This window comes from Candidatus Thioglobus sp. (assembly GCF_029243085.1).
GTDB lineage: Bacteria > Pseudomonadota > Gammaproteobacteria > PS1 > Pseudothioglobaceae > Thioglobus_A.
This window is the reverse complement of sequence record NZ_JAQWSS010000104.1, coordinates 1-11,592: the sequence shown is the minus strand read 5'-3', so window position 1 is coordinate 11,592 and position 11,592 is coordinate 1. Positions and strand designations below refer to the sequence as shown.

Here is an 11,592-nt window from a genome sequence, read left to right as displayed (position 1 = left end):
GGGTTTTGAAATCGTAGGCTTGGGTTGGTTTATTAGTACCGTGCATTGTTCATTGGATGATCTTTAGGAACAATCGCTCCTTTTTGTAATGCAATCTCTAGCACCTCATTACTACGAAATTGATCTGGTTTTTGCAATAATTCTTGCTGCCAAAAAGAATGAATTTCACACATCTGTGGATGAGTGTGATTACACCCCAAGATATGAAATGAGCAATCTCCAACTTTCCAAGGACCGTCGCCAGTAATTTCACCCTTGATCAGATGAATACTATAGACAGGATCTTTTTCCCAAAACAGTTCAAAATACAGAACACCTTCAGGATGTTCAAATATATTTTCAATCACCCTAGCCTCACCGTTAGGGTACTTGATGTAGAGTGGTGATCTCATTGAAAGCAATTTATTCTGCTTTAAATGCATTGTTGATATGCTCAAAATTAAATCCTCTTGATTGTAAGAAGCGTTGTTGTTTAGCTTTTTGTTTGTAATCACTTGGCACTTCTTTGCCAAACTTGTTCTCACGTATGGTTTGTGCCAATAGGTAAAAATCAAATTCAGATAAATCAAATTGATCGATACCACGTTGCTTTAGATCAACACCAATTTTGACCGGACCTTTGCCTTGATTAAAACGCATCTGTGCAAACTCAGATGCAAATCGTTCATCGCTTTGATAGTTTTGCTTAATTAAAGCAGCCAAAACTCTCTCGATCTCGATTTGTTCAAATTCCTTAGCGCTGAGCTTTTGTGTTAATTCAAGCGCCGAGTGTTCACGTCTAACCAACATGCGCATAGCACTAGCATAACAAGTTTCTTTACTTGCTTTCGTCACCACTACTCATTAATTTTTCACGAATTTTTGATTCTACACTTTGACGTAATTCTTGATGCTCCTTTAAATAATCACGTGCATTATCTTTGCCCTGGCCAATTCTCTCACCTTCCACACTATACCAAGCGCCTGCTTTTTCGACAAAACCGTGCTTCACACCTAAATCAATAATTTCACTCTCAAGGGAAATCCCCTGATTGTATAGAATTTGAAACTCAGCTTGTTTAAATGGTGGCGCCACTTTATTTTTTAATACTTTAACGCGCGTCTCATTACCGAGAATTTCATCACCTTTTTTAATGGCACCAGTACGACGAATTTCAAGACGAACAGAAGCATAAAATTTCAAAGCATTACCACCTGTAGTGGTCTCTGGATTGCCGAACATGACACCAATTTTCATACGCAACTGATTAATAAAAATAACCATAGTATTGGTCTTCTTGATATTGGATGTAAGCTTTCTCAGTGCTTGAGACATTAAACGAGCCTGCAAGCCCATATGCGAAGCACCCATTTCACCTTCAATTTCAGCCTTAGGTGTTAACGCTGCAACAGAATCAACAACAACAATATCTACACCTCCTGAACGCACTAGCATATCTGTAATTTCTAAAGCTTGCTCACCAGTATCTGGTTGCGAAATCAATAATTCGTCAGTATCAACTCCTAGACGCTTTGCATACTGAGGATCCAGCGCATGCTCAGCATCGATGAACGCCGCTGTTCCACCTAATTTTTGCATTTCAGCAATAACATGTAGTGTAAGAGTCGTTTTTCCTGAAGATTCTGGACCGTAAATTTCAATTACGCGCCCTCTTGGCAAACCGCCAATACCGAGTGCAACATCTAAACTTAAACTACCTGTAGATACCGCCTCAATATCAACTTGAGCTTCATCATCACCCAAAAACATAACTGAACCCTTGCCAAACTGCTTGTCAATCTGCGATAAAGCCGCTTTAAGCGCTTGTTTTTTCTGTTCATCCATGTAGATTCTCCTAGGTAAAATATGATTAATTAATTTGACAATTATATCTGAAATATTGTGACAACTTTTTCAATAAATGACACGCAAAACATGGGCTTGGCACTTAAGCTTGCACACCAAGGAATACATGGTGTTGCAGGCAATCCCATGGTAGGTTGCGTGATTGAAAAAGAGGGTAGAATTATAGCCAGCGGTTATCATCAAATCTTTGGTGAGGCGCATGCTGAAATCAATGCACTAAATCAGATTGATCATCAAGCCATTGGAGCAACGTTATATGTTACTCTGGAGCCTTGCTCTCATCATGGTAAGACCCCACCATGCGCCCAAGCAATCATTAATTCTGGCGCTAAAAAAGTAATTATCGCTACTCTTGATCCAAATCCTTTAGTTAGCGGTCAAGGTGTATCCATGTTAAGGGCTGCTGGCATTGATGTTTCAGTTGGTCTACTTGAAGATCAGGCTATTACTCTTAATCGAGGGTTTATCAAACGCATGAAATCTAAACGGCCTTTTGTCACTTGTAAAATTGGCATGAGCCTTGATGGCAAAACCTCTATGCTCACAGGGCAGAGCAAATGGATCACAGGTGACAGTGCTAGAAATGACGTACAAAAACTCAGAAACATCAATCAAGCCATAATGACTGGCTCTGGCACAATACTTGCCGACAATCCTTCACTGACTGTGCGCCTTGAAGGATCCAGCAATACACCCCTTCGTGTTGTTGTTGATAGTAAACATCAGATTACTGATAAATCGCTCAATATTTTTTCAGCAAATGCACCAACTCAAGTTTTCAATACACACAATACACAACTAACTGACTCTGGTAAGATTGAGCTTAATGACGTATTACTACAACTAAGTGAGCAGGGAATTAATACAGTTTTACTTGAAGCTGGTCCAGGCTTGGTTGGTGCCATGATTGAACAACAGCTTATTGATGAATTTATAATTTATACTGCGCCAATACTAATGGGTAGCAAGGCGAATTCTATGGCATTATTACCTATTGACAATTTATCAGATAAAATTAATCTTAATATTAACGATCTACGTATGGTTGGAAATGATATACGCATTACAGCTTCCTTCAAGTCATGAGTTCTCTCACTAATAAACGCATATTGCTTGGAGTCTGTGGCTCCATTTCAGCGTATAAATCTCCTGATATTGTTAGACGTCTACAAGATTTTGGTGCTGAGGTTCGAGTCATATTAACTAGTGGCGGTGCTAATTTTATTACTGAATTATCACTTCAATCCATTTCCAAAAACAAAGTTCATAGTAACATATGGGATAAAGAAGCGGAATTATCAATGGGGCACATTGAATTGGCCAAATGGGCTGATTTAATTTTAATTGCCCCTGCAAGTGCCAATACAATTGCCAAGATTGCCACTGGAAAAGCTAGCGATTTATTAACCAGTGTTGTTCTCGCTAGCAAAGCAAAACTAATATTAGCGCCCGCCATGAACCAACAGATGTTTAATTCTAGCGCCGTACAAGAAAATTTAAAACACTTAAATACACGCCAAATAAACATAATTCAACCAGACTCAGGTTTGCAGGCCTGTGGCGATATTGGCGTAGGTAGATTGCCTGATTCAACTGATATTGCTAATTATGTGGCTAAGCAATTCGAAAGTACGCAATTAAGCGGCAAAAATGTTTTAGTTACTCTAGGTGCTACCGTAGAAGCTATTGACCCTGTAAGATTCATTTCTAACCATTCAAGCGGAAAAATGGGTATGGCATTAGTTGATAGTTGCGTACAGATGGGGGCAAGGGTCACTTGTGTCTATGGAAATATTGACGTCAATTTAAATGTTAAGGCGATCAATATTCATGCAAAAAGCGCTATAGAAATGCATGCATCTGTTATGGATGTGATTGATCAACAAGAGATTTTTATTGCTGTTGCAGCTGTCAGCGATTATGGGGTTAAAAATCCAAGTAAACAAAAAATAAAAAAATCTGGAAACAATCTAATTCTCGAACTAACGCCCAATAAAGACATTTTATCGGAAGTATGTAAACTTGATAACAAACCTCTTAGCATCGGCTTTGCTGCCGAGACACAAAACACCCTTGAAAATGCTAAAAATAAGCTAAAAAACAAGGGTTGTGACGCGATTATTTTAAATGATGTTTCAAATACCGAAATTGGGTTCAATAAAGACGAAAACCAAGTTGTTTTTATCAGCCAAAATCTACAAGAAAATATCGCTAAAAACAGTAAAACAAACGTGGCTGAAAAAATTCTAAAAATCTTCATTAAAGAGTTCTTATAAACGCCGTAAAACAGCGTCAAATCAACACCTGTTAGAGTTACTCACAAAACTGTGGATAACTCTGTTAATATCTCTTTAAAAAGTACTTAAAACGTTGATGTATTGCTATTCTTTATGGTTTTGAATAAAAACTAATCAGTTATAATTTTTAATTTAAAATCAATTAGTTACGATTTTTAATATAAAACTATAATATTAGAAAACACTCATAAATACTTGCAAAAACACTTTGGAGGAAAACTAACCGTGTTTCACGCATTAAATCAAGGGTTTCACGATATATTAGACAATCATTATTTTCAATTTTATAAACGATGGAATTTTTAAATTACTAAGCCCTAAATATGTTTATTTTTTCCCTTAATTTTTTACTAGGAATTATGGTATTTTCAGTCAAAAATACTATATCACTATCAACGGGCGAACTAATTCTATTTATTGCAATATTAATGGGTATTTTGGCTACTTTTAGTCGTCATAAATTGATTGCTTTTAGTTTAATATTTTTTACAGCTGGATTTAGCTGGATGGGGTTATTTTCCACTCATGTTTTAAAGGCTGATATAGATGAACAATTCTTTAATACACCTATTGGTATTATTGGAACCATTCAAGAACTTCCTCAAGTCAAACACAATAAAACACAATTTATTTTTGATGTATCCAAGCCTTTCAAAGGTAAGCTTAAGCTGTCATGGTATGGGCATAATCAGTTGAAACTCCAAAGTGGAGATCAATGGAAATTACTTGTAAAAATTAAACATAACAATAGTTATCAGAACACTGGTGGATTTGACTATGAGCGCTGGTTGTTTTATAAACAATTCGATGCAACAGGATATGTGAAGCGTAGTAATGTTAATCAACTTATAACAGCAAACTCTTCTGTATTAATAAATACTGTTCGCCAAAATATTCAAAAAAAACTGACAGATTCTTTTTCTCATTTAGACTTCATAGGTGTGATTAATGCTTTGATCATAGGCGATAGATCTCTGATCAAAGATAGCCATTGGCAACTATTCAAAGATACCAATACAACACACCTGAGTGTTATCTCTGGACTACATATAGGCTTAATTTCAGGATTTATTTTCTTATTATTTAGTTTTTTTTGGAGACGGTGCACTATCTGCACTCTCAAACTACCTGCATCAATTTTTGGTGCATATTTAGGTCTATTAGGAGCATTTATATATGCATTAATAGCTGGTTTTCCTATCCCAACACAAAGAGCTTTTATTATGGCAGGAGTGGTATTTGTGTCAATTATTTTGCGTCGCCATCACAATACATGGCAATTATATGGTGGTGCGCTATTACTAGTTCTAATCTCCAACCCGCTGAGTGTTTTTAGTGCGGGTTTTTGGCTGTCTTTTTATGTAGTTGCAATTATTATTTATGGTATTGGACAACACAAAGATAAACACTGGCTGTTTCGCTTAATTTATATTCAGCTGTTAATCAGTGTTGCCACCTTACCCTTGATTGCCGGGTTCTTTTCAATTGGCTCAATTTTTTCTCCGATTGCCAATCTAGTTGCTATTCCAGTATTTAGCTTTATAACCACTCCTTTCTCATTGCTAGGCGCTTTATTTAGCTATTTACACTTGCAGTCTTTAAGTGAGTTACTATTTTCAATAGCCAATCAATCTCTAATCTATCTTTCATTTTTTCTTAAACAGATACAACTATTAGAATTCAATCAATGGCACTACACGCCTGTATCCAACTTCAGCTTATTTGCACTGACTGCAGGAATTATTTTTATTGTATTACCTAGTGCGCTCAAACTCAGAAAAATTGCCTTAGTTTTATTGGCCATTGTATGGCTTCAGCCCATTGAAAAGTTAAAGCATGGTGAAGTCAATATAACAACGCTAGATGTAGGACAAGGACTGTCCCATGTTGTTCGCACACAAAATCATACTTTGATTTTTGACACTGGAGCGCGCTATCGATCTGGGTTTAATATGGGTGATGCAGTTATATTGCCCTATTTACAATCAAACCAAATTAATCTTATTGATATTACGATTATTTCACATGGGGATAATGATCATATTGGAGGGCTAAATAGTCTTTTGGAAAATACAGCAATCAGTAAAGTTTTAACTTCAATACCTGAGAAAATTTCACAAGATGCTGAACAATGTAGCGCTTATCCATCTTGGCAATGGGATGGCGTTAGCTTTAAAATGCTTAATTTTTCGCATCAATTTACAGGCAACAATGCCTCTTGCGTTTTAAGAATATCTAATGATAGTCATTCTATCATGCTAACAGGTGACATTGAAAAACAGGCCGAATTACACTTAATCAAAACTTGGGGGGATAAGCTAAAATCTGATGTGCTAATCAGCCCACATCATGGCAGTAAAACCTCTTCAAGCGATCAATTTTTATCCGTAGTATCACCTAAATGGGTTGTCATTTCAAGTGGCTATAAAAATCGATTTAACCATCCTGCTAAAATAGTAACAAACCGATATCAACAACACAAAATTAACATATTAAAGACTAGTTGTGCCGGGCAGATTGATATTAAATTTAGCGATCAAATGACTATTGAACGCTTTCGACAAACATTCAAACGCTATTATTGGCGTGAATGTAAATAAATTTTAATCAATGGTAATGAATCTTACTAGATTGGGTTTGAGTCAATGAATTAACCGCTTCAACCAGTACCTGGTCAGGATTAACCTTTAATTCACTACTTAAAGGGATACTACCTCTTAATCGATTTGTATGGTATGAAATCTTTACTGGACAAGAGCCTTTGTGCTCTTTTAAAAGCTGATTAAGCTTAGAAAAAACGGATTGCTGTCGATCATCGAGTCTGATCTCAAAACCTTTAGCATAATTCATTTTAACTTCATCAATATTTTCAATGTTATCCACAATAATCTGCCAACCATCACGATAATCATCGCGTTGAATTTTTCCAGAAATAATAACCACATCATCTACAATAAGCTTATCACTTACTGCACCCAATGCTTTAGAAAATACAACAGCATTTAATGATATATTGCCATCTTCAACAGCAACAATAGCAATTTGACCGCCTTTTCGCGTGGGGCGATAACGCAATTCTGATATTAAAGCCAAAACACGAACTTCCTTATTGTTTCTGAATTTAATTTGAGAAGGTAATGTAGCGCTAATGTGCTTTGCATCAGATTTATACTCATCAGTAGGATGATCGTAAAAATAATAACCCATTACCATTTTTTCAAATTGTAGTCTCTGTCGAAATGACAACTCAGGAGCAGGCAAATAATTAGCTTCATACTCTGTATGTTCTTCAACACTAGAAAATAAACCACTCTGGCCACTAGAATTGTCATTTTGGCGCTGTTCTGCCTGTTTCACAGCCATAGGGTAAGTTTTAATTAAACTAGCTCTATCGACGCCAAATACATCAAATGCACCACTATAAATTAACGCTTCAAGTGCGCGCCTATTCAAATAACGTTTTTGGATTCTAAAACAAAAATCAAACAAGTCTTTATAGACGCCATTCTCTTCACGCTCTAACATTACTCTTTCAACTAAAGCCTCACCAACACCCTTGACAGCGCCTAGGCCATAAATAACCGTTCTGTCATCAGCAATACTAAATTGATAATCAGACAAACAAACATTTGGGCCATTGACTTGCAGCCCCATTTGACGAATTTCCCCCACTGTAAAAGAAACTCGATCCGTATCATCCATCATTCCGGACAAAACTGCCGCCATAAACGGTGCAGGATAATGGGACTTTAACCAAGCAGTATGATATGACACATAGGCATAAGCCACTGAGTGTGATTTGTTAAATCCATAACCAGAAAACTTATCAATCAGATCGAAAATTTCATTAGCTTTTTTCTCATCAATATTATTTTTAGCAGCACCCTCGACAAAGACACTACGTTGACGATCCATCTCCTCGACTTTCTTCTTACCCATTGCACGACGCAATAAATCAGCACCACCCAGGGAATAACCAGCCATCACCTGGGCTGATTTCATCACCTGCTCTTGATATAGAAATACGCCATTGGTTGGTTCAAGGATTTCTTGGAGCATAGGATGGGGATATTTAACTTGCGCTCCATGCTTCACATTAATATAGTCATCTACCATTCCTGCATCTAATGGGCCTGGACGATAAAGCGCCAGCATTGCCACTATATCTTCAAAACTATCTGCTTGCAATTTCTTAAGATAGCTACGCATGCCATCAGATTCCAGTTGAAATATTCCTGTTGTATCACAGCGTTGCAATAATTCATAGACTTTTTCATCATCTAGCGGCAAGGTGTCTAAATCAATCTTGTCAGATCGTAGACCCTTAGCTTCAATCATTTTGATGGCTTTCTGAATAACTGTTAAATTTGACAACCCTAAAAAATCAAACTTAACTAAGCCGACCGCTTCAACATCATCTTTATCAAATTGTGAAACAACGCCATCATCTACACCAGAGCCTTTGTAAACAGGACAAAAGTCGCTAATCTTACTCGGAGCGATTACAACACCACCGGCGTGCGTTCCCACGTTGCGAACAACACCTTCAAGCTTTTTAGATAAGTTAATTAAATCAGTAACTGCCTCTTCTGAATCATAGCGCGCCAATAAATCATCAGAGCCTCCCTCAGATTCTGGCTGCAAGGCTTTGTCCAAGGTCATTTTCAAATCATTAGGAATCAGTTTGGAAATCTTATCACTAAAACCATAAGGATGACCTAAGACACGACCAACATCTCGTACAACACCTTTTGCCGCCATGGTACCGTAAGTGATAATTTGTGAAACTTTTTCACGGCCATATTTTTTAGCCACATAATCAATCACTTCATCACGTCTATCAGTACAGAAGTCAATATCAAAATCTGGCATCGAAACACGTTCAGGGTTTAAGAATCTCTCAAATAGTAATTCATGTTTAATGGGATCCACATTGGTAATACCCAATACATAGGCAACTAATGAACCAGCACCTGAACCACGCCCAGGGCCAACTGGAATATCATTATCACGTGACCATCTAATAAAATCCGCTACGATTAAAAAATAACCTGGAAAATCCATTTGAATAATCACATCAAGCTCGAACTTTAATCGAGCATCGTATTCTGCTCGATTTACTTCTACATTTTTTAGACGTGACTCTAAGCCTTGTTCAGATTCAAAAGTAAAAAATTCGGCAATACTTAAATCGTCGGGAATTGGAAAATCAGGTAAATAATTTTTTTTATGTAATTCAAAATGCACATTACAACGCTGCGAAACAGCTACCGTATTTTGTAAAATTTCAGGTAAATCGGAAAATAGCTCATACATTTGATCTGCAGATTTTAAATATTGCTGATCAGAATAATGTCGGATGCGACGGGTATCATCTAACAAACCACCTTGAGAGATACAAATACGCGCTTCATGAGCATCAAAATCCTCTTGAGAGAGAAACTGGACATCATTAGTAGCGACCACAGCAATATCAAGTTCAAGCGCCAAATTTATACAGAGATGTAAATGACGTTCGTCAAATTCTCTAGAAGTGCGTTGTACAGCTAGATAATAACGATCAGCAAAAATTGACTGCCATTGCTGTGCTTTTTGTTTAGCGTCAAGCAGTTGATTTGACAATAAACATTTTGCTACATCGCTATAAATTGGTGTAGAAATTAATAATAAACCCTGATGATGCTCACTGAGCTGACCTTCACTAATACTTGCCCCCTCAATAGACTGGCCTTGCATATAAGCTAGAGAAATTAATTCCGAAAGATTTAGAAACCCTTGGTGATTTTGACACAATAACAACACCGAATAAAATTCGCCTTCTGCATCACGAACATTGATACGGGATCCAAAAATTGGCTTAATATTTGCAGTAGTTGCCTTTTGGTAAAACTTAACAGCTGCATATAAATTTACTTCATCTGTTAGTGCAATACTATTCATACCCAATTTAACCGCCTTATCGATTAATTTTGGAATACGCACTAAAGAATTTTCGACTGAAAATTCACTCTGACAGTGTAGGTGACAAAAATCTATATCTGACATATTAAATATTGCTTAATATTAATTTAAAAAAATTAATTATCCATCAATTTTATTTAAATGTTAATTTATTTCAGACAAAAAAATACCCCAATTAAGGGGTATTTTTAAAGCAATACTAATCTTCTTTAAAAAAGAGGACCAGCATTTTTAGCTAAAGCAGTTTGTGCTGTTGCATTCACTGTTTGAACATGAGCCTTATTAGCTAAAGCCACTGCAGCAGCAGTCTTACCTGCAGCATTCAGCTTCTTAGCTTCTTTGATCATTTTTTCAGTATCACGCCAAGCCATGTTAGCCTTGAAGTTAGCTGCATAACCAGCTTCAGCAGCAGTAATCGCCGCCTTAAACGGATCAGAAGATCCATCATTCCAGTTATGTGAACTACCTAGAAAATCAGCTTGAGCCGTTAAGGCGAATACTGATAAAGCTGTAATTAATACTTTTTTCATCTTTATTCTCCTATTATTTTCTGTAACGTGCGTCTGTAATTTCAAGACCATTGCTCATCGCTTGATGATAGAACTCCATGTTGCGATAAACTTCCTTCTGAGCCTTGATTGGCTTTGCTCTCATATTCTTCAAACAACCACCATAACGACGATGAAGCGTACCTAAGCCAGCCCACTTAGCACGATACATTGGAACGTGTGTCGTATGACCTAGAGCAGGTGACAAGATATCAGCACGGGCTTTTTTGCCAGCGTTATATACGTGACAATCTGCACACGACATGTTGAACTGACCGCGCTTAGCGTAGAAGAACGCTTTACCTTCTTCATAAGCTGCCTTTGCACCTTCAGATTCAACTTTTACATTGATCTTTTCACCAGCAGCCTGGTCTGAAATCCAAGAACTGATTCGAGCAATCTTACCCTTCATCGTACCCATTTTCTTACCAGTTTGCTCGTTGTAACATTTTTGAATTGTTCCTTCAAGTGTTACAACAGTACCAGCTTTTTCATCATAGTATGGGTGCGCTAAACGAGCTGCAGCTGGATCTTTCAGTGCATCACACTTAGCAAGACCAAACTTTTCAAACTCCGCTCCACCTTTTTCTAGCGCTTCCTCATAAGGAGGAATACCGTCTAAGATTTCTTCAAATTGCTCTCTTGAGCCCTCATCAAATGCATACACACCATTGGTGTAATCTGCAAAATCAACATTTGGCTTGATTGACTTGAAGTGGCCAACAAAGGCTTTACGGTCAGCATCAACATCTGTAGCAGATGCGGCGCCAACTATTAAACCTAAACTGACTACTGCAGTTATTAATTTTTTCATTAATCTCTCCTCAATCGGCATAATTGATTACTTAGACTTTGCAGTCGCAGAACCAGTCTTGCCTTTATTGTCAGTATATTTAAGTTCGATTGTATCGCCTTTAGCGCCTGCAACGTTAAACTTAAA

General features: G+C 37.1%; 9 protein-coding genes. 3 read left to right on the top strand and 6 right to left on the bottom strand.

Annotated features, from left to right (window positions below):
* Positions 1 to 32: 32 nt before the first annotated feature.
* From P8M52_RS05970 to recA, 3 genes are read right to left on the bottom strand one after another with little or no spacing between them, the layout of a single operon-like run.
* Positions 33 to 392 carry a hypothetical protein gene (locus tag P8M52_RS05970; protein WP_300308742.1) on the bottom strand — a complete coding sequence of 120 codons (360 nt, stop codon included), beginning with the start codon at positions 390 to 392 and terminating at the stop codon, positions 33 to 35.
* A 10-nt stretch (positions 393 to 402) separates the two neighbouring features.
* Positions 403 to 834 (bottom strand): regulatory protein RecX, encoded by a 432-nt coding sequence (locus P8M52_RS05965; protein WP_300308739.1) that lies wholly within the window; start codon positions 832 to 834, stop codon positions 403 to 405.
* Complete coding sequence (gene recA / locus P8M52_RS05960) at positions 818 to 1,825, bottom strand: recombinase RecA (RefSeq protein WP_300308736.1); 1,008 nt, start codon at positions 1,823 to 1,825, stop codon at positions 818 to 820. Before recA ends, P8M52_RS05965 begins: the two co-directional genes overlap by 17 nt.
* 57 nt (positions 1,826 to 1,882) lie before the next feature.
* On the opposite strand from recA, the gene ribD reads away from it, so the two are divergent.
* The 3 genes from ribD to P8M52_RS05945 all read left to right on the top strand — a co-directional run bounded on the left by ribD (position 1,883) and on the right by P8M52_RS05945 (position 6,743).
* Positions 1,883 to 2,932 (top strand): bifunctional diaminohydroxyphosphoribosylaminopyrimidine deaminase/5-amino-6-(5-phosphoribosylamino)uracil reductase RibD, encoded by a 1,050-nt coding sequence (gene ribD / locus P8M52_RS05955; protein ID WP_363320165.1) that lies wholly within the window; start codon positions 1,883 to 1,885, stop codon positions 2,930 to 2,932.
* Complete coding sequence (gene coaBC, locus P8M52_RS05950; RefSeq protein WP_300308734.1) at positions 2,929 to 4,122, top strand: bifunctional phosphopantothenoylcysteine decarboxylase/phosphopantothenate--cysteine ligase CoaBC; 1,194 nt, start codon at positions 2,929 to 2,931, stop codon at positions 4,120 to 4,122. The genes ribD and coaBC overlap by 4 nt, the downstream gene beginning before the upstream one ends.
* Before the next feature lie 380 nt (positions 4,123 to 4,502).
* On the top strand, positions 4,503 to 6,743 hold the full coding sequence (locus P8M52_RS05945; RefSeq protein WP_300308731.1) for a DNA internalization-related competence protein ComEC/Rec2: 2,241 nt from the start codon (positions 4,503 to 4,505) through the stop codon (positions 6,741 to 6,743).
* 7 nt (positions 6,744 to 6,750) lie between these two features.
* Here P8M52_RS05945 and dnaE read toward each other — a convergent pair whose 3' ends face one another.
* From dnaE to soxA, 3 genes are all read right to left on the bottom strand, one after another.
* On the bottom strand, positions 6,751 to 10,188 hold the full coding sequence (gene dnaE, locus P8M52_RS05940; RefSeq protein WP_300308728.1) for a DNA polymerase III subunit alpha: 3,438 nt from the start codon (positions 10,186 to 10,188) through the stop codon (positions 6,751 to 6,753).
* 125 nt (positions 10,189 to 10,313) lie between these two features.
* Positions 10,314 to 10,634 carry a hypothetical protein gene (locus P8M52_RS05935; protein ID WP_300308725.1) on the bottom strand — a complete coding sequence of 107 codons (321 nt, stop codon included), beginning with the start codon at positions 10,632 to 10,634 and terminating at the stop codon, positions 10,314 to 10,316.
* Positions 10,635 to 10,647: 13 nt separating this feature from the next.
* Positions 10,648 to 11,466 (bottom strand): sulfur oxidation c-type cytochrome SoxA, encoded by an 819-nt coding sequence (gene soxA, locus P8M52_RS05930; protein WP_300308723.1) that lies wholly within the window; start codon positions 11,464 to 11,466, stop codon positions 10,648 to 10,650.
* Between the last annotated feature and the right edge of the window lie 126 nt (positions 11,467 to 11,592).

What these genes read in the sequence shown, in the direction of transcription:
- P8M52_RS05970 (WP_300308742.1), bottom strand. Translation starts at nt 392, where the DNA reads ATGAGATCACCACTCTACATCAAGTACCCTAACGGTGAGGCTAGGGTG.
- recA (WP_300308736.1), bottom strand. Translation starts at nt 1,825, where the DNA reads ATGGATGAACAGAAAAAACAAGCGCTTAAAGCGGCTTTATCGCAGATT.
- coaBC (WP_300308734.1), top strand. Translation starts at nt 2,929, where the DNA reads ATGAGTTCTCTCACTAATAAACGCATATTGCTTGGAGTCTGTGGCTCC.
- P8M52_RS05945 (WP_300308731.1), top strand. Translation starts at nt 4,503, where the DNA reads ATGGTATTTTCAGTCAAAAATACTATATCACTATCAACGGGCGAACTA.
- dnaE (WP_300308728.1), bottom strand. Translation starts at nt 10,188, where the DNA reads ATGTCAGATATAGATTTTTGTCACCTACACTGTCAGAGTGAATTTTCA.
- P8M52_RS05935 (WP_300308725.1), bottom strand. Translation starts at nt 10,634, where the DNA reads ATGAAAAAAGTATTAATTACAGCTTTATCAGTATTCGCCTTAACGGCT.
- soxA (WP_300308723.1), bottom strand. Translation starts at nt 11,466, where the DNA reads ATGAAAAAATTAATAACTGCAGTAGTCAGTTTAGGTTTAATAGTTGGC.